General features: G+C 61.3%; 14 protein-coding genes and 2 pseudogenes. 5 read left to right on the forward strand and 11 right to left on the reverse strand.

Features of this window, described 5'->3' with window-relative positions; all coding sequences use genetic code 11:
* A partial coding sequence (locus CLV78_RS22475) for a DNA methyltransferase (protein WP_146136764.1) occupies positions 1-332 on the forward strand: 332 nt, incomplete at its 5' end.
* Positions 333-392: 60 nt separating this feature from the next.
* Here CLV78_RS22475 and CLV78_RS22480 read toward each other — a convergent pair.
* A complete protein-coding gene (locus CLV78_RS22480) occupies positions 393-926 on the reverse strand; it encodes a DUF3489 domain-containing protein (RefSeq protein WP_106208242.1) in 534 nt (177 codons plus the stop codon).
* Positions 927-1,117: 191 nt separating this feature from the next.
* On the opposite strand from CLV78_RS22480, the gene CLV78_RS22485 reads away from it, so the two are divergent.
* Positions 1,118-1,642, forward strand: a complete 525-nt coding sequence (locus CLV78_RS22485; RefSeq protein ID WP_106208244.1) for a hypothetical protein — start codon at positions 1,118-1,120, stop codon at positions 1,640-1,642.
* 161 nt (positions 1,643-1,803) lie between these two features.
* Here CLV78_RS22485 and CLV78_RS22490 read toward each other — a convergent pair whose 3' ends face one another.
* The 7 genes and pseudogenes from CLV78_RS22490 to CLV78_RS22525 form a co-directional block, all read right to left on the reverse strand.
* On the reverse strand, positions 1,804-3,696 hold the full coding sequence (locus CLV78_RS22490; protein ID WP_106208245.1) for an amidohydrolase: 1,893 nt from the start codon (positions 3,694-3,696) through the stop codon (positions 1,804-1,806).
* Positions 3,697-3,731: 35 nt separating this feature from the next.
* Positions 3,732-4,762: pseudogene (locus tag CLV78_RS25020) on the reverse strand (alpha-hydroxy acid oxidase).
* A 966-nt stretch (positions 4,763-5,728) separates the two neighbouring features.
* A complete protein-coding gene (locus tag CLV78_RS22505) occupies positions 5,729-7,054 on the reverse strand; it encodes a metal-dependent hydrolase family protein (RefSeq protein ID WP_106208251.1) in 1,326 nt (441 codons plus the stop codon).
* 321 nt (positions 7,055-7,375) lie between these two features.
* Positions 7,376-7,870: a DUF1269 domain-containing protein gene (locus tag CLV78_RS22510; RefSeq protein WP_106208253.1), complete on the reverse strand. Its 495-nt coding sequence runs from the start codon at positions 7,868-7,870 to the stop codon at positions 7,376-7,378.
* A 2-nt stretch (positions 7,871-7,872) separates the two neighbouring features.
* Positions 7,873-8,430: an HdeD family acid-resistance protein gene (locus tag CLV78_RS22515; RefSeq protein WP_106208255.1), complete on the reverse strand. Its 558-nt coding sequence runs from the start codon at positions 8,428-8,430 to the stop codon at positions 7,873-7,875.
* A 66-nt stretch (positions 8,431-8,496) separates the two neighbouring features.
* Complete coding sequence (locus CLV78_RS22520) at positions 8,497-9,915, reverse strand: serine hydrolase domain-containing protein (RefSeq protein ID WP_106208257.1); 1,419 nt, start codon at positions 9,913-9,915, stop codon at positions 8,497-8,499.
* 122 nt (positions 9,916-10,037) lie between these two features.
* Positions 10,038-11,351, reverse strand: a complete 1,314-nt coding sequence (locus tag CLV78_RS22525) for a serine hydrolase domain-containing protein (protein WP_158263641.1) — start codon at positions 11,349-11,351, stop codon at positions 10,038-10,040.
* Between the two features lie 516 nt (positions 11,352-11,867).
* Here CLV78_RS22525 and CLV78_RS22530 point away from each other — a divergent pair.
* Positions 11,868-13,637 (forward strand): hypothetical protein, encoded by a 1,770-nt coding sequence (locus tag CLV78_RS22530; protein WP_106208261.1) that lies wholly within the window; start codon positions 11,868-11,870, stop codon positions 13,635-13,637.
* A 19-nt stretch (positions 13,638-13,656) separates the two neighbouring features.
* On the opposite strand, the gene CLV78_RS22535 is transcribed toward CLV78_RS22530, so the two are convergent.
* Together CLV78_RS22535 and CLV78_RS24090 are read right to left on the reverse strand one after the other, a co-directional pair.
* The gene (locus CLV78_RS22535; RefSeq protein WP_146136765.1) at positions 13,657-14,322 is read right to left on the reverse strand and encodes a dienelactone hydrolase family protein; all 666 of its coding nucleotides are present in this window, start codon (positions 14,320-14,322) and stop codon (positions 13,657-13,659) included.
* Entirely contained in the window at positions 14,250-14,471 is a 222-nt protein-coding gene (locus CLV78_RS24090; RefSeq protein WP_106208265.1) for a hypothetical protein, read from the reverse strand. The genes CLV78_RS22535 and CLV78_RS24090 overlap by 73 nt, the downstream gene beginning before the upstream one ends.
* Positions 14,472-15,042: 571 nt before the next feature.
* Here CLV78_RS24090 and CLV78_RS22545 point away from each other — a divergent pair.
* Entirely contained in the window at positions 15,043-15,402 is a 360-nt protein-coding gene (locus CLV78_RS22545) for a potassium channel family protein (RefSeq protein WP_245925262.1), read from the forward strand.
* A 45-nt stretch (positions 15,403-15,447) separates the two neighbouring features.
* Here CLV78_RS22545 and CLV78_RS22550 read toward each other — a convergent pair whose 3' ends face one another.
* Positions 15,448-16,563 (reverse strand): AI-2E family transporter, encoded by a 1,116-nt coding sequence (locus CLV78_RS22550; RefSeq protein WP_106208269.1) that lies wholly within the window; start codon positions 16,561-16,563, stop codon positions 15,448-15,450.
* Between the two features lie 438 nt (positions 16,564-17,001).
* Here CLV78_RS22550 and CLV78_RS24670 point away from each other — a divergent pair.
* Positions 17,002-17,801 (forward strand): annotated as a pseudogene (locus CLV78_RS24670) (transposase); the annotation flags it as partial.
* Positions 17,802-17,936: the final 135 nt, after the last annotated feature.

Raw genomic sequence — 17,936 nt, forward strand, 5'->3', positions numbered from 1 at the left:
GGAAACAGACCACACTCTGGCAGATTGCCAACCGCGATCAGGATGCCGAGACTGTGCACGGCACCCAGAAGCCGGTCGAATGCATGCGCCGGCCGATCCTCAACAATTCCGATCCCGGACAGGCGGTCTACGAGCCGTTCATGGGATCCGGTACGACGCTGATCGCGGCCGAGACCACCAACCGGACCTGCCTCGGTGTCGAGCTCAACCCGGCCTATGTCGATGTCGCGGTAGAGCGCTGGCAAGCCTTCACCGGCAAGGATGCGGTGCACGAAGTGAGCGGCGTCAGCTTTTCGGAGCTGCAGGCGGAAAGGGTCGAAGCAAACAAATGAATGGCCGCGACATCGCGGCCATCATGACCTCCGAGGGCGCCTGTCGGCGCTGGCGCTGAATCAGGAACCGGCGATCCGGTAGACCCTGCCGCGCTCGGGCTCCGCCGTTGCCTCCACGGTGAGTCCGAGCTTCTTGCGCAGCGTGCCGGAGATCGCACCGCGAACGCTGTGCGCCTGCCAGCCGGTGGCCTCGGAGATCTCTGCGATGGTGGCGCCGCCCGGCGCGGAGAGCATCTCGATCAGGCCGGCCTGCTTGGTTCCTGCACGCGGTACGCTGGGCCCGGTCTCAAGCGGCTCCGGGTTCCGCCGGTCCAGCCGGGTACGGATCTCGGCCGGCGAGAGCTCGACCGCTGCAAGCCCGGCTTCGGTGGCGATCAGCGTCAAGCCGTGACCATCGCCGGTCTCCCGCCAGAGCGTCTCGCCGCGGGTGATGTTGGCATCGACCTCCTCGAGGAAGCCGAGCTCCATGATCCTGGTCACCGCCTTCTTCGCCGCGGCTCCGTGCAGGCCCTTCGGCAGCGGCATGGCCAGCGCGTCGTTCCGTGCGGCGGCGAGTTCGAGAATGCGGATCTGGGTGTCGGTGAGCTCGGACATGATGGGCTCCGTGGATGCGGACCTGCGGGATGCAGGCCCTCCTACGAGGCCGGGGCCCGGTGGGCGGGCCCCGCTCGGGTGCGGGACCGTGACAGGCTGAGATCCAATATGGATCAGGTTCGCTCTGATGCGAACGAGCATCAACGATAATCAAAGCAATATCATGACTTTAATCTTGCTAAGGATCCCCCATGCAGGGCATGACCGAACAGGACTACGCCACTCATGCCGGCATATCGCGGGGCGCGATCCAGAAAGCGAAGCGCACCGGCCGTCTGACGCTTTTCGCGGATGGCTCAATCGATGCGGCAGCCTCGGACGCCCGCCGCGCGGAGACGACCGATCCGGATCAGCAACGGCGATCGGTGAGCGACAATGCCCTCTCGGGACCCGGCGAGTCCTCCTCGTATCTCAAGGCCCGGACGGCGCTCACGGTCTACCAGGCGCAGGAACGGCAGATCGCGATCCGGAAGAAGAAAGGTGCGCTGGTCGACCCCGCCCGGGCCGAGGCGCTGGTGTTCCGTCTCGCCCGGCAGGAGCGCGATGCCTGGGTGACCTGGCCGGCGCGGGTGGCGGCGCTGATCGCGGCGCAGGTCTCGGCCGAATGCGAGAGCGCCTCCCGTGCATCACCCGCAATCGAAACCGCGATCATGCAGACGGTGCTGGAAGCCGTCCCCAACGCAACGGCTGCGCGAGCGAGCTGCGGGTTTCAATAGGAAAACGGTCGGTCTTCCGACGACTTCACAGTCCGGCGCCTCCATAAGCGCTCTGCTGATCCCGGCGGCGTCTGTGGATCGCTCATCTGGTCGCTGTTCTGGCCGTCACGCCCTGTCGGGTTGGCCGAAGAACGCGGCTCCTTTCCAGAGCAACCTTCTTGCTAGATGTGTGCATGAACGACGGACACCGCGTGATCAAGGACAGAGCGGGCGAAATCGGTCTGATCCACCTCATCTTTCGTCGGGGCAAGTGCGGCATCGTCATGGGCAAGGGTGCCAACCTTCAGTACACGCCCCTCCATGACTGTACCCCAGACACCGATATCCTTGATCGCCATCGCCTCGATCGTCAGCGGATTGTCGTCGAGGACGGTGAAATTGGCCAGCTTGCCCGGTTCGATGCTGCCGCGCTCATGCTCCAAACGGTGTGCATAGGCCGCATTCAGGGTCACCGCCTTCAGGGCCTGCTCGCGAGACGCGCGTTGATCTTCGCCCGCAACCCGTCCCGACGAGGTGACCCGATTGACGGCGCACCACATCAGGAACAGCGGGTCGCCTGGCGCCATTGGCATGTCCGAATGCAGAGAATAGGAGATGCCCGCCCGCTCCACATCGCCCAACCGCACCATCGCGTCGGCGCGTTCGGGCCCAAGGCCCACTTCACCGTACTTGTCCGCCAACGCACGCACATAATAGGGATTGGCGCTGACGATCGCACCGAGTTGCTTGATGCGCTCCACCTGATCGGCTCCGCTGACGGCGAAATGGACGACCACGGTACGGTGGTCATGACGTGGATTGCGACGCATGTTGAGTTCCAGAGCGTTCAGCACACGGTCCAGCCCCGCATCGCCGTTGACGTGGATATGGATCTGATAGCCCGCGTCCCAGTAGACGCGGAAGCCGCGCAGGAACTTGTCCTCGTCCATCATCCAGACGCCGTCGTGGCCGTCGAGGAACGGTTCGCGCACCCGCATCGCCAGCGAATAGATCGCACCATCGGCAAAAAGCTTGGCGCTGCCCTCGGCCAGTTCGGTCATGCCGCCATACCACGCCGCCAGTTTCTCGGTCTCTGCCACCACTTGTGCATCGTCGTCGTACTTGCCGATCAGGCTCTTGCCGTCGGCCATGAACGACCAGCGGAACGGCATCGTGGGTGCGGACATCACCGAGTTGACGATACCCTGGATCTCCTTGGAGAGGATGCCGCCCGGCTCGTTGCCGAAGGTCACGCCCTTGGCATGCATGTAGTCGCGCATGATTCCAAGACCCGCGCGGAACTTGCCGGGGTTGATGACCATCGGCGCGATGAGCGGCAGAACGGCAAACAGGCCCTGCTCGTAGAAATGGCCCTCAGCGAGGTTGGACTGCGCGCGGGCGGACGGCGACCAGCTTTCCATCGCCTCCTCCGTCACCCCGCCGACATTGAGCGCGGCGCTGTTCAAGTGGAACTCGTGGCAGGACCTTGCCCAGACGATGATCGGACGGGTCGTGCTGACACCATCGAGTTCGTCGCGCGTCAACTCTCCATAGAAATAGCTGTGGTAGCCCCAGGACAACAGCGGCTCCGCCGGGTCTTCCATCGCGTCGCTTGCGGCCTTCAGTCGGGTCAGGAAGTCCGCCTTGTCCTTGACCGCAGGCACGGTTCCGCCGGGCAAGGTCCAATCCTCAATGGCAAGGATCTCGGACGACATGGTCAGTCCCGCCAGCACGGGATGGTCGTGCTGGGCGATGAAGCCGGGCACGATGACATGGTCCGCAAAGGTCGTGTCGATGGTGTGGGGCTGATCGCCGAGAGCCCTAACCAAATCCTCCGCCGTACCCACTCCAAGGATGCGTTCATTTACTACGGCCACGGCCGTTGCCGTGGGGCGCTCCGGATCGAGCGTGACGATCTCCCGCGCGGTATAGATCGTCGCGTCAGGGCTGGTTGCCATCGCACTACCGATATCGCTAAGGGAACTTTGTGCAATTGCGCCGCGGCCAAGAGAGGTCAGGCATGTTGCGCCCAGCAATGCTGCCCGAAGAACGCTGCGCCGTGTCGTCAGTGTCATCTCTCATCTCCTGTAGATTTGGCGGCCCGGCTGTCTCAAACTGTGCCGATCATATCCTTGGTCAAATCCGCGGGGCGTGACACCCCCATTTGCTGCATTGTCACCTGCAGCTCGGCATCCAGCAATTGCATCACCCGCTCCACGCCCGCCTGGCCAAACGCCGTCAGGCCCCAGATATATGGGCGCCCGACACAGACCATGTCCGCCCCCATGCAAAGCGCCTTGACGATATCCGAGCCGCGCCGGAAGCCGGAATCAACGATGACAGGGATGGCACCGTCAACCTGCTCCGTGATGGCCGGATGCGCGTCGATGGACGCAAACCCGGATTCATCGGCCCGCCCGCCGTGATTGGAGACCGCCATGCCATCAAAGCCGCGGCCCTCTTCGATGGCGGCATCCTCTGGCGTCATCAGGCCCTTGACCACGACCTTCATGCTGGTTTTCTCGCGCAGGCGCTCCAGACTGTCCCACGTCATCGCCGGGTCCATCGGGTTGGAAACGCCCGAGAGGTCGAAATCCCGGTACATCGGCATGAACCGCACACGTTCCTCCACCGTGGTGGCGCCGTGGCACTGCTTGCAGTCCCTCGTATCGGTTCTGCGCAGGATGTTCCTGGTTTCCAGAACGCGCTTTCTGACGAGGTCGACCGTCACCACCAGCAGCGGGCAGCCGGCATCTCTGCCGCGCGAATGGGTTGCTCGGCGAGCGCGGCGGAATCGCTGGCGCATAGTTGGAACCAGACGGGCCGCCCACGCGCCGCGTTGACCTGATCCAGTGGTGTGTTCGTCTGCGTCGACAGGATCTGGAGGTGATTGCCGCTTTGAGCGGCGCGCGCGACGGCCGCCACTGCCTCGCGGTTGAACACTAGTTGCAAGCCCACCGGCGCGATCCCGACAGGTGAGGCAAATTCCTCTCCGAACAGCGAAACCGAGATGTCCGTCCCGCCAACCCCCACGAGGCGACGCGGTCGCAGATGGTAGTGCCCGAATTCGTCCCGGTTCGCACGGAGCGTTTCCTCGCCGCCAACGCCGGAGGCCAGGAATCCGTAGTGGGCCGGCGGCAGCCACCGCTTGGCATTGGCTTAGAAATCAAAAATATTGACTGCTTCCTCCGGAGACGCGATCACCCTATCGACCAGATCCAGCCACATCTTGTCGCCGGGCAGATCTTCGGCGTGTTGGATCAACTCTGCCAGCGCCGGCGGCGCCGACGGTCACCAACGGCGATGCCGACAGAAACCATAGAAACATGCGTCTGTTCAATGCCGTGCTGTGATCGGGATTCGTTGCCATCCTTGACATCCCTCTAACTCAAACCATCGGCTGGTTCAGACCCCCGCAATAGCCTGACACCCATGTGTCAAATGTTCCCGCCGCGCCCCCGAAAGTGCCACGAAACACGACCCGGAGAAACGGCTGTTTGGCGGTGATCCGCGGCCTCGGATGTGCCGCGCGTCAGTTTCAGCGCGGGATAAGGAGGGTGACACTGGCACGAATGCCCGTCCCCTCGGGGCCACTGGGTCCGGACTCGGCCCAATGACGTGCACCAAGCTGAAAGCTCACCGGCTTAGAGCTTGTCCAGCCCGATTTTCTATGGGCCACTTCTGATTGGAGTTTCGGAAACCGGCGGACGCATTCCGAGCGCCTCATGCAGGCGGATATGGTTGTCGGAGTTAATCTGCAACGGCACGCTTCTGAACGCCGCCAGCGGGATGTTGAGAGTCCTTGGGAGATCTACTGCCTGAGCCCCCTATGCGAAGGCGGGATTGGTGAACAGGGACATCAGCAAGGGAAGTGCAAAAAAACACTATGACACATAGGTAAGACGTGCTGCCTGTGATGCCCTCGCCCAGAGTGCTGCACTGCCGGGTGACGTCGGAACTGGAAATGCCTTGGCCGGCAAATTCCTCATGGTTGCTTTCCTTTCAGGTCACTACGGCCGGTGGAAAAGCAGACGAGCCGTTTAGCGAATACCCGGGAGAAGATCCACCGATGCTTGCGCATCCGATGCGCGAAGCGGACGGCGTGGCCTACTCGGAAAGCGTGTTCTTGTAGATCTCTCCGTCCTTCATGATGATCCGAAGGTTGTCGGTATCTCCAAGAACGCCCACACCGTCGAGCGGGTTGCCATCAACCAATAGCAGATCGGCATAGGCGCCTTCGGCCACGACACCAAGATCGCCGTCCTGGTAGGGGTTGCGTGGTCCGCTCAGTTTCAGCAGCTCGCTGGTATTGCCGGTGGCCATCTTGAGGATCTCGTAGGGCGTGAACCATTTCTCCAGCCGCTCAAGCTGTTCTGTCGTTCCGGTCAGGCCCTCGACCGGGTTCATGACCGTATCGGTGCCGTGGGTCACCTTGAGGTCCGGAAACTCCTTCATCCACTCATAGACCTGCGCGGTGCCCTTGCAGATGATCGCCTGCTTGGCGTTCTGCGCGGCATTGAAGTGCGGTTCCTCGCACAGGGTAAAGGGCTGGTAGCTGAGCCAGATACCCTCTTTGGCCATGCGCTCGACTGTGGCGCGATCCAGAAGTTGACCGTGCTCGATCACTTTCACGCCTGCGTCGATGGCGATGTTGACTGCCCGAGGCGTGTAGCCATGCACGGTCACATAGGTGCCCCAGTTCTCGGCGGCATCGACGGCGGCCTTGATCTCGTCATAGCTAAACTGGGTCGTGTCGATCGGGTCGGTGGGAGAGGAAACCCCACCGCCGATAGCAAGCTTGAGTTGCGAGGCCCCGAGCCGCAAGTTTTCGCGTGCGGCGGCCAGCACCCGGTCCGGCCCGTCCACCATGTAGGTGGTATATCGCGACCAATAGGGCACTTCATCGGTCAGCGAGGGATTTGCTTCCCCACGCGCCCGGAAATCGAAATGGCCGCTGGTCTGGGTGATGAAGGCGCCCGAGGGATAGACCCGCGGCCCGGGGATCAGCCCTTCATCAATCGCGCGCTTCAGTGTGAAGGTTTCGCCGCCCATATCGCGGACGGTCGTGATACCTTGATCGAGAACCTGCTCTGCCGCCACTGCCGAGCGGATCGTCAGATACCCCGGCAGTTCGGTCATGATGTCCGGCACGCTGATGTTGCCGATGGCCAGATGAATGTGGCTGTCGATGATCCCCGGCATCAGCGTGCGGCCGCCGCCATCGATGACCGTCGCCCCGTCCACGTCCAGCGCATCGGTCGAGATCGTTGTGATCAGATTGCCCTCGACCAGAACACTCGCGTTCTCGATCCGTGCCTCGTTGAGGCCGTCAAAGACATGCACATTGGTGAACAGGGTCCGCGCAGGATCGTCCTGCGCCAGAACGGCAGATGCACAGACCAATAGCGCAAGAGTTGCCGGGAAAGGGTTCATTTTCTGGTCCTCGCAAATGGTTGGCCTGTTCGGCCTGTCGAAACTGTAATGTCTTGTGTCGTCAGGAGCATTGCTGGCGGATGTCCGAGGCCATGAGCCTGTTCCTCTGCACTTCAGCCAAAACAACCACGCGCCGAATGACGTCTCGAGCCCGAATTGAGCACTTCGAATTCTAACTCTAAGGTCTGCTGCGTTGGCAGTCGACGCCTGTCCTCCCGTCTGACGTCCGCTTGGTTCACCTTTTTCCGAATGGATACATCAAGAAAAGCACACGGGAGACAGACCCAGTCGTCGTCCCCCGGGTGCCGGATCAATGCAGGCTCACGACGCCTTCTCGAAGACCTTGCGAAGCTCCTCATCGCTGGTTTTCGACAGCGAGGTCTGGATGATCTTGCCGCTGCCCGCGAAATCCTTGAGCCGTTCCAGAACCTTGTCGCCAGTAACCTCGCGTACGAGCACGAACAGGGCCGCACCGCCGGGCTTGAGATCCTCGCCGACGCTCTTCATGAAACCGTCGTCGATCCCGAGATCGGTGAGATATCCCGAAAGCGCCCCGGTGCCTGCACCAACGGCCATGCCAAGCAGCGGATTGAGGAACAGCAACCCGATCAGCATGCCCCAGAAGCTGCCGCCGACGGCGCCTGCCGCTGTCAGGTTGGTCGCCTGGTGCAGCTTGACCTTTCCGTCATCTTCCCGGGTGACAACAACAATGTCATCCATCGCGATGAGATACTCTTTCTGAAGTTCAGCCAGCCGCGCGCGAACGTCGTAGGCCTTGCCCGGATCATCGAAAGAGATTGCAATCAGATCTGCCATTTTTATTCCATTTCCAGCAGTGTGTTGAAGGTGTCTTGGTCATTCGGGAGTTCCTGCATGGCCATCCCGATCATGGTCAGGCTTGCCCCGTTCGAGAGCATGTGCAGTCCGAGCAGGATTCCCAATAGTTCGAGCGTCGCACCCGGAGACGTCAGCACGACGATAGCGAGGATCAGGGACAGCACCCCTGCGCCCATCAACGGCCAGAAGACCGGGTCGCCCTTGGCGCGAAACGCACAGGTGATCTGCACTGCGCCGCTCGTTGCCAGCAGAACCAGCAAAAGGGATGACAGCGAGATGATGCCGGCAAGCGGGTAGGACAGGAAAGACCAGCCGAGGAGCAACGTCATCAGGCCGATGCCCCATGTCATCAGGCGGTTTCCCGTTCCGTCCGACCAGAAGCCGAGAGCAATCTGCAGCATACCGCCGAGGATCAGAAGCATGCCCGTGACGGTGACAACAGCCACGGATGCAACAGTTGCGTTGACCAGTATGAAAACGCTCAAAGCCATTAGCACAAGGCCGAGCCAGAAGTGTTTCGTGGAGGAGTTAAGTGTCATGGTAAGTCTCGTGTTCTGGTTTGGCGTCGATCGGTTGGGCGCGGTCGACGCCAAACTGGTTCTCCGTCAGCTTCCGGCCAACAGCTTTGCCGCCGCGCGCAGGTAACCCGGCGTGTAGTCAGGCCGTTCGTTCGGCGTGGTCGAGAAGGTCATCGCACAGAAGTCACGCTCCGGGTCGGCATAGATGCCCTGGTGCATGTTGCCGTGCTTGAACATGGCGCCATCGGCGAACACGCAATCCCACTGGGCGCAGTTGCGCTGGCCGCTCTCGCCGAACCATTGCGCGTGATACTGCTGTTCGGTGCTGCCCTCATAGGCCGCCGGATCGCCGAGGGTCTGGATCCGGCGCAGCAGATCATCCGTAATCACCTGTTCGGTCGACACGGCGTTCCAGCTTGGCGTGAAGATCATGGCATAGCGCAGCATGTCCTCGGGTGTTGTCATATTCAGCCCGCCGCCCACGGCTGTGCCGTCCGAGGCGAGACCCACCATGTATTGCTGCTTTGCACCGATCTTTGAGTAGATCCGATCATTGAAGAGATCGGCGTATTTCAGATTGGAGGCGTGCTGCAGTGCCAGAACGAGCGCCTGCGTGATCGCGGTGGAATAGCGGAAGCGATCGCCGGGTTGTTCACCCTCCAGCGGTTCAGCCGCGCGCATGATGTCGATCCATTCCGTTCCTTCGCCCGAAAAGAGCGTGCCAAAGTACTGCTCGATCCAGCTTTCGGGATCAGAGAACGCTTCAGTGGTTTCCTCAATGTCGAGGCCTGACGCCATATTCATCGCGTTGAGCACGGACACGTTGTCCCACGCGGTGCCTTCCAACTCCTTGGCGTATTTCGTGATCGGCTCGTCAAAATCGAGAAGACCCTCACGTTCCAGTATCACACCCAGTGTGCCCACGCAGGTTTTCGACGCCGACATCCAGATGTGATAATCCCACGGATTCATGCCCGGGAAGGCCTCGTACACGACCTTGCCCTTGTGGGCCATCATCACCGCCTGCGTGCGGTTGTCGCCATAGACGTAATTGTCCAGAGATTCCGATTGTGAGCCATCCTCCATGGTGAATGTCATGTCCGGTAGTTCCGGGCGGATGTCGCGCTCCAGTTCCCGCACCGGGTGGCTGGGCATGACCACGTCCGTCGGGTTGAAGGACGGGAAGTGCATGTTGACGTAGACGCCGTCATCCCCGGCCGATTGCCAGTTGGGGACACTGAACCGCTCCCGGATGCCTTGCACCACATCGAACGGCAGCGGCTCCTTGGCCTTGGAGATCGGCGTTGTGCGCTCCGTGATGGGTTGGATGACCACCTTGGACGCCGCGTCGCTCGACTGTGCCGCGGCACGCGCCGGGACGAGGCTGCCGGCAGCGCCGCCGCCCAGGACCCCCATGGCGGTCATGCCGACACCACCCATGAGGACTTGCCGGCGACCGACTCCGGACGGGGCTTTCGCGGCTTTCAGCTTGTCTGCCTTCGTCATGTTTTCTTCCTTTCAAATGCATGTTGGGTGCCCCGCCTGATCCCCGGAGATCGAGGTAGGCAGGGCCGGTTGTGGACACGTTAATCGCGGCCGTTATAAGTGTTTCGGGATCGCCCGGATACTCAGTCGAACAGGTCGGACGTCGCGATCGGTCGCAGGTAGCGGTGGAAGGAATCGTCGGGCACGTTGGTCGAGAAGAACGCGATGACCAGATCCTTGTCCGGGGAGACGTAGAGGGCCTGTGACTGCAACCCGGCTTTCCACATGTCCCCGTCGGGCCAGATGGCATCCCACTGGCGGGCGTTCGAGATCATGGTGTCGTCATTCAGACGATCCAGAAAGGCCGGACCATCAAAACCGTTCATGTAGAACTCGTGGCCGCGCACACCGTCCCGGATCCGGGCGAGAATCTCGGGCGTCACCACCTGCTCGGTCGCTGTCTTGTCCCAGCTCGGGGTATACAGCATGCCGAACCGCGCCAGCACACGAAGGCGGCTGGAAACGACGCCATGCGCCGCGGCCGTTCCATCGGGCGACATATGGACCATCAGCGGGCCCTCGGCGCCGACCTTCGACCAGACGTACTTATCCAGAAGTTGCGCCCAGGGCTCCTGACCGACCGCCTCGGCGATCAGCACCAGCATCTCTGTCGTGGGCGATCCGTATTCGAACTTCTCCCCCGGATTGCGCACCGATTCCGCGTCCATCAGCACTTCGGGCACGGTTTCATTGCGCCGGTTGTACTGAAAACCGAACTCGGCGTTGAAGGTCCGGATCGCGATCGAATCTGGATCGGCGCGGGTTTCGTCGTTCTCCTCGGAATTCATGCCCGGGGTCATGTCCAGGATGTCGATCACCTTAATGTCGGCCCAGTCGGTCGCAGCCCAGTCGGGCATCAGTTCGCCAACGGTCTGCTGATCGGTTATCTTGCCTTCCTCGATTAGCTTGTCGATCACGAGGCTGGTCAGCGGCTTGGCCGTGGACATCCACAGATGCGCGTCCCATGGGTTGAGGGCGGGGTACTCCTCGAACACCACCTTGCCTTCGTGGATGACAATGATCCCCTTGGCGTAGCTGCCGGGATGCACCAGCCAGTCATTCAGGCTCAGCGTGCCGAAGTTCTTGGTATCGGCGGTGATCTCGCCGATCTCGGGCATGATGTTCTCTTCCAGCGGCATCACTGGCACCTGCACCGGCAAATGCGCGGTGTTGTGCAACTCGGATGTGCGCTGCGACCACCAGACCGAAGTGTCGCCGCCCTTCAGCAGTTCAGGGATGTTGAATTGCGAGCGGTAGCTCTCGACCTGTTCCAGCGTGAAGCCGTCCTTGAACTCCGCGACCGGTGTGCGGTCCGGGTCCTCTTGCGCGAACGCACCCGCTGCGAAAAATGCGCAGGAAGCGACCCCTGAAAAACGGGTTATCCTTCTGCTATACATTGTTATTTCCTCTCTTGAGATGTCAAATTGGAACTGGGAAGCCGGTCGACAAGACCTGCCCCCGTCGATTTTCCAGAACGTCACCCGGACCCGCAGGCTGACCCGCACAAGGGCAAATGTTGTTGGATTTCCGGGGCGGACATAGATCGCGCAAGCGTCGATCCGGAAGGTGTCTATCTCGCCAACTTTGCAGGAAGTCTCGACGCAGACTGGTGTTGTGTCGGTCGAACCAGACTGGGTGTATCGGCCCTCACTTGCGATGGGGTGGTCATCGAAATCAACTGATCCGCAGCCTACCCGGCGAGCGGGAAGTACCGCGATTGCATGTTCGCGTTGCGTCGAGTTCATCTCTGTGGCTTTCCGATTTTGGCCCCGTTCAACACCCCGATAGATCGGCATCCGATCCCTCGACGTAAACGTTGCAACATGTTACAAACGGCGTTTCACGGCACTTTGCAAAAAGCCCTGCGGCCTCTGCGCCGAAAGCGGCAGCGTTTCAAAAAATAGAGAAGAAACATGCCATTAGAGCAGAACAACAGCTCAGAGGGCGGGCAGACCGATGCCATTCTGCAAGCGCTCGTGGCGCTTCTTGCGCATAGCAGCTTTGAAGCAAACGCAAACCGTCGCCGGCTTCTGCGCTTCGTCGTGGAAGAGCATCTGGACGGTCGCGGGCATTTGTTGAAGGGCACGTATATCGCCCAGAACGTGTTTGGCCGCGGCGAAGACTTCGATGCGAACGAAGATGCCATTGTCCGGATCGAAGCCCGCCGGCTGCGCGCGAATCTCGACAGCTACTACCAAGGGCCGGGGCGCGACGCGCCGATCCGTTTTTCCATTCCGAAAGGCGGGTATCGTCCGCAGATCGATTTCACCACGCCAGCCCCGGAACCAGAACCGCAGCCGGAGCCAAAGCCAGAAGAACCAGCCAGTCCGCCAAGCGTTGACCCTGTTTCAGATCCGCCGCGCAAGCGCTTTTTGCGGCCCGTTCTCCTTGGCCTCGTGCTTGCGTCCGTCGCGCTCTTTGCGGTGGTTCTGGGAATCCAGAATGTGCGGGATGGACAGCCTCCCGCGGTCGAGATCGCCAATCCTGCCGAACGGCCTCGGGTGATCGTGCGTCCCTTCGTGAGCCTCGGACAATCCGGGTCCGATGACGTGTACGCGATCGGACTGACCCATCAGGTGATCCACGATCTGAGGCAGTTCCCGGACATTCGCGTGCACTCGGTTGACGACAGTTTCGGGACAGACGACCAACTCGACGGTGGGCCAGACGAACAGGCGCCCCTGTTTCGCACCGAAGGCAGTGTCGGCATCATTGGGGACGAATACGTCGTTCGCGTCCAGCTTCTGGATTCGAACAGGATGGTGATCTGGAGTGGCACCTACGAACGAAAAGTTTCGCCGCAAGAGCTGATCGAGGTGCAAAAAGAGATTGCCAACAGAATTGCCGAGCATCTTGGCCAGCCCTACGGTGCCATCCGCGACGCCCAGACCAAAGGCCTGGCCGATCTGTCAGGCATCAAGATGACGAGCTATGGCTGTGTTCTTCGGGGGTATGAGTATCGCCGCACACTGCAGTCGGAGCTTTATCGCGACGTGCGTGATTGTCTTGAAACGGCCGTTCAGGACGATTCTGCCTATGCCGAAGCCTGGGGCCTCTTGGCGATGCTCCGCCAGGATGCAGAGCTTTACAATTTCGAACCTGACGTAGCGCCAGAGGAAGCCAAGCGCCTCGTGCGGGAAGCCGCGGAGACCGCGATTTCGCTCGATCCCGCGAATGTGCCGGGGCTGAAGGCGCTTTCCACCCACGCGCACTACGAAGGACTCTTTGAGGAGTCGCAGGATCTCGCGCGGCGGCTGGTTGAGTACCGGCCGAATGACCCCGATGCCGTTTTTCAACTCGGTTGGTTGTTTGCGGTACGCGGGCGGTTCGAAGAGGGCATGCCCTATGTCTGGGATGCCGTGCACTTGTCGGTCCAGGTCCCGCCGCGCTACTTCCACGTCATCGCGATGGACCATCTGATGCGCGACGAGTATCAGGAGATGCTTGCGGCAGCCCAGCAGGCCGTGCGGGACGATTCGAGCGCCAGCCATTCCCTCATGGCGATCGCGCAAGGGGCATTGGGGCAAATGGGTGCCGCACAGGACTCTCTCGCCCGTATGGCCGAGAGATATGCGCCGACGGCCGAGGACCCTGCCACCGTTTTTGGATTGCACACGGTAGCGCCAGAGGTGATCGACAAGATCGTGCAGGGGCTCCGCAACGCGGGCTGGAACCCGTCCTGACCGCTTCCGGAAGATTGCGCTATTGAACCGCAGGCAAACTCAGGAAATCGGCGATGTCACGCGTCGCCTGATCTCGCAGATCTGCGTCGAGCTTCAGGCTCGACAACACCGACCGCTCGCGCTGGTCGAATCCGTGGTCCGCGCCTGCAAGCACCACGGAGGTGACGCTCGCGCCGCCTTGTCTCAATGTCGCGGCGGCTTCAAGGCAATTCGGCGTGCTGACGATGCTGTCATTCTCGGCCAGGATCATCAGCAACGGCGGCCGATCCGGCCAGGAAATCGCATCCGCACCGTTGAGAGCGCCACAATACGGGTACAGCACGACCAGCGCTGAAACATGCGCCAACAGCATGTCCGGCTCCGACGGCCATTGCGTCAGTCCGGGCGGCACCTCGCCCGTAAGCGCCAGCCCGACGAACTCCATCGCCGTCCAGCCGCCGTGGGACGCCCCCAGAAGCACCACGTCGTCCGTGACGTCCTCCATCTCCGCGAGCGCGTCGAGTGCGACGGCTATGTCGCCCGCCCGCTCTGCGCCCGGCAGCGCCTGGCCGGCACAGACCAACCGCCAGCTTTCCAAATGGTCAAAGCCGCGCGGCGCGTGGCTGTCGAGGATCAGGCCGAGAACGTCTGCTGTCGCTTCGGCATGCCCCGAAACAGACGGAAGCGCAGCGTGTCGAACACCCATTGCAACGCCCGGCCAATCGCGACGACGACCACGAAGATGACGACCGCCACCAAGATGATCTGCAGCGTGTTGAACTTTCGGCAGATGGCGGGGCGGTCCGGCTGCGGATCGAGTTCTGCCAGTCGTCTGCCCTCGGGAAGCCCAGCCAAGCAGTGCCAGCACCGGCACGGCGACCACCGCGTGAGCCATCGTCGCGGCCCGTCCGATGAGACGCGGCAGTTCTATCGCGCACCATCCAACCAGCAGGAGTAGGCCAGTCATGTATCCATTTCCCGTGACCAGCCCGCACAGGATACCCTGCAACAGTCAGTCGTGCGGGATCGGCAACGGTGTCAGCGCGGCGGCGCAGAAGGCCAAGCCAGGAAGCAGCGGAAATACGGCCAGCCGCAAGCCCCGCTTCCGATGCATCTCGGGGGAGCGACGGAATTCAGGCCGCGGCGGTGGGGCGCTTCGATTGTTAGACACATTTCTCATTGTGATACGGTCCCAACCCCCGAAGCACCGGCCCGGCCCAATTTGCAATCCTCGAATCCGCCGTAACCGGTGTCCACCCAATCCGTGCCCCCGAGCGACGCAACGGCGGAACAATCTGCAAATATCCGCACCGGGATCCCATTGAGCCAGTATTCCGCAATGATCCAGCGCGCTCTGGCACCTCGAACTAAGCCCAGACAGGTCGAAATAGTGTCGTCACAGGTGTTTCCCCGAAAGGAGCCTGCTGTGCTGCCACTTGGACTGACCATCCTTCGCTTGCTGAAAGCGATTGCCCGATCCTGGAGCGTTCCGTCGTTTCGCGCCGGTTTCGCGCTTGCCATCCTGATCCTGTTCTCGGGAACCGTTTTTAACCAGGGCGCAGAGGGTTGGTCGTGGGTCGACTCGCTCTACTTCAGCGCCACGACGATTTCGACTGTTGGACTGGGCGACCTGTCTCCGCAGACCGAGTTGGGGAAGGTCTTCACCGTCGTCTACATCTTTGTCGGAGTCGGTGTTTTCGTCGCGCTTTTTTGCGCAATTCGCTCGGGCATTGATCAACCAGGAAAGCGATGGGGGATCGAAGGAAGATTGACCAACCGCGCGTAGGCTGGGTCTGGGAAATTGAATTGCAACCCGCGCGGCACGGTTATCCTAGGGCGGGTACGGTGAGGCGTGCTCGTCGTCGGGCGCGCCGCTTTCGAGGAAACCAAGGTCTCCATCGCTGGACAACAGAACCGCCATCCAGCGCATGCTCGGTATCTCGGCGCAGACAACCAGAGCCACAACCATCATCGGCGTTGACAGGAATGCGCCGATGCCACCCCAGAGCGTGCCCCAGAAGGTCAGCGATACCATCACCATGAACGTGCTGAGATTGAGGGATTTTCCCTGCATGGCCGGAGTTATCAGGTTGCTGATGAACTGGTCCGCGCCGCCGTACCCCAACAGCACGATCAGAAACGGGGTGAAGCTGTCAAACTGAAGCAACGCCAGCGATGCAGGTAGGAATACCCCGATGAACGCGCCGATATTTGGGATAAACCCGACGACGAACACGATCACCGCCAGCAACTCTGCGAAGTCCAGCCCAACCCAGCGGAAGATCAGGTAGGCGACCGTGCCGCTCATGGCGCTGGTCACCGCGTTCACCCACATGTAGCCTTTGACGCCCTCGGCGATGCGGTTCATCACGCGTTTGGTGCGCACGGCGCCCTCTGCCGTTGCCGAGAACCGAGGCAGTTTTGCCACCCAGGCGGCCCGCTCGGAAATCAGAAAGGCGAGGTAGAGCACGATCAGAACGACCATCGAGACACCGCCGCCCAGTTGACCAAGGATCGCCGCAACCAGATTGCCCAGATCAAGCCGTTCAACGACGCTTCCAAGACCCTCCGCAAGGCGCCCACCGAATACCGAGTTCAGCTGTGCATGAATGTCGGCCAGCCGCTCTTCGTATCGGGGCATGGCCTCGACAAGTTCGTCCGCCGTGCCCGACACGGCCGTCCCGAGGAACAGAAATGCAAAGATCACGATGAAACCGGCCAGGATATTGGCCAGCCAGCGCGGCGGCGATCGGCCGAACACTCGTAACGAGCAGATCCGGTCCACAATCGCCGATGACAGGATGAAGATAAGGCCAGTGACCGCCAGCGGGATCAGAAAGTCGCGGCCAAACCAAAGGAAACCGACCACGACCGGCGCCGACATAAGGATCAGAAACCAACTCGGGCTGGAGGCAACAGACATGCCCGTGGGGTCACTATCGGACATGCGGGATACCTTCGTTCAAAAATGGCCATTCGCGACAAGGCTGACCGGATTGCTGCGATCCTACAGGGATGCTCGCTCCGATCAAGGCGAGGGCGGCAGGGCCGTCATTCAACTCACGGAAAACGCGGCTGAGATCGCATGTCGCGACACATTCATTCGCGAAATGGCAACCCGTGGAGATTTTTTTCCGGTCGGTCGTCGCCCGGCTGACGCTGAATGCGTAAGAAAGCGACCAAATCCTTGCCAGAATGATCCAACGATCAGGCACGTTGGAAAGTGTCACTGGTCTGACCTTGCTCGGCGGAGTGAATGCGCGGGCCATCGAATCCGCCCCGGCGTCTGGGAGATTGGAGTGCCCCTACTGAACTGGTCCACCGCCATGTTTAGGAAACGGAGGACAACAGATGGCGAACAAACGACATTGGAGCGCGTTCCGCCATCGGTCCGAGGAATGCCCGGAACCCAGAGGAAATAGCTCAGGAGCTGCGGCAGGTTGATGTCCTTGTCGGGCAAGGAGCGGCGCGTGTTGATGCAATCCGCCAGGTGCGCATCACGGAGCAGGCATACTATCGCTGGCGCAAGCAGTATGGCGGAATGGGAACCGACCAACTTAAGAAGCTCAAGCGTCTCCAGAAGTGAGCCTGTGAACGCCATCGGTTCGAGTGAGCAGGCGAACAACGAACGGCTTCGAAAGGCCGTCTCGGACCTGACGCTGGACAAACTCTTTTTGAAGGAGGCGGCACGGGGAAGTGAAGGGCGTCCCGGAAACATGCCTGTGGGATGTTTCACCCCTGAACGGGCGGAGCCCTGAGCCCCGCTCGTCGCCGAGCCTGCATCGAACTGATCCGCAGCGAGTTGAAGTGCAAGTCCATTGCGGTGCCATTGGTTCAAGCCCAATGGACGGCGAGCGTCGGATCTGCCGGACGCTCGGGCAACATCGCTCGTCACAACGGCAACGTCCACGGGGCCGGAAGGACGAGAACCGGCTGGTTGCCGACATGATTGAGCTGGCGAGGCAATACAGCAGCTAGGGCTACCGGCGTGTGGCCGTGCTGCTGCGAGATGCAAGCTGGCCCCTCTCGGCGATGCTCGCACCGCCTGTCGGCAACGGGTCAGCGATGGCCGGATCGAACGGCCGTGGCGGCGAGAGCGCGGAGGATCAGGAAAGGGTCTGGGCGACCGTTTGCCCGCCAAGCCTGAAGGAACCACCGAAACAACCGAAGAGAGGCAGGCTTTGGCGCCCCACTTACGGGGGCACTCCGCAGTCCAGCAGCAACGAGTGACTGGCTCGAGGAGGCCAGTCACTCACCTTTCGTCTGCATGTGACGCGAGCTACGTGGGATTGTATAGTCGGCATTGAAAAAGATGTCGCG

Source organism: Aliiruegeria haliotis (assembly GCF_003003255.1).
Classification (GTDB): domain Bacteria; phylum Pseudomonadota; class Alphaproteobacteria; order Rhodobacterales; family Rhodobacteraceae; genus Tropicimonas; species Tropicimonas haliotis.

Excerpts from the sequence above, each read along its gene's own strand:
- CLV78_RS22485 (WP_106208244.1), top strand. The coding sequence starts at position 1,118 with ATGCAGGGCATGACCGAACAGGACTACGCCACTCATGCCGGCATATCG.
- CLV78_RS22515 (WP_106208255.1), bottom strand. The coding sequence starts at position 8,430 with ATGACACTTAACTCCTCCACGAAACACTTCTGGCTCGGCCTTGTGCTA.
- CLV78_RS22535 (WP_146136765.1), bottom strand. The coding sequence starts at position 14,322 with ATGGGTGTTCGACACGCTGCGCTTCCGTCTGTTTCGGGGCATGCCGAA.
- CLV78_RS22490 (WP_106208245.1), bottom strand. The coding sequence starts at position 3,696 with ATGACACTGACGACACGGCGCAGCGTTCTTCGGGCAGCATTGCTGGGC.
- CLV78_RS22530 (WP_106208261.1), top strand. The coding sequence starts at position 11,868 with ATGCCATTAGAGCAGAACAACAGCTCAGAGGGCGGGCAGACCGATGCC.
- CLV78_RS22505 (WP_106208251.1), bottom strand. The coding sequence starts at position 7,054 with ATGAACCCTTTCCCGGCAACTCTTGCGCTATTGGTCTGTGCATCTGCC.
- CLV78_RS22520 (WP_106208257.1), bottom strand. The coding sequence starts at position 9,915 with ATGACGAAGGCAGACAAGCTGAAAGCCGCGAAAGCCCCGTCCGGAGTC.
- CLV78_RS22510 (WP_106208253.1), bottom strand. The coding sequence starts at position 7,870 with ATGGCAGATCTGATTGCAATCTCTTTCGATGATCCGGGCAAGGCCTAC.
- CLV78_RS22550 (WP_106208269.1), bottom strand. The coding sequence starts at position 16,563 with ATGTCCGATAGTGACCCCACGGGCATGTCTGTTGCCTCCAGCCCGAGT.
- CLV78_RS22480 (WP_106208242.1), bottom strand. The coding sequence starts at position 926 with ATGTCCGAGCTCACCGACACCCAGATCCGCATTCTCGAACTCGCCGCC.
- CLV78_RS22525 (WP_158263641.1), bottom strand. The coding sequence starts at position 11,351 with ATGTATAGCAGAAGGATAACCCGTTTTTCAGGGGTCGCTTCCTGCGCA.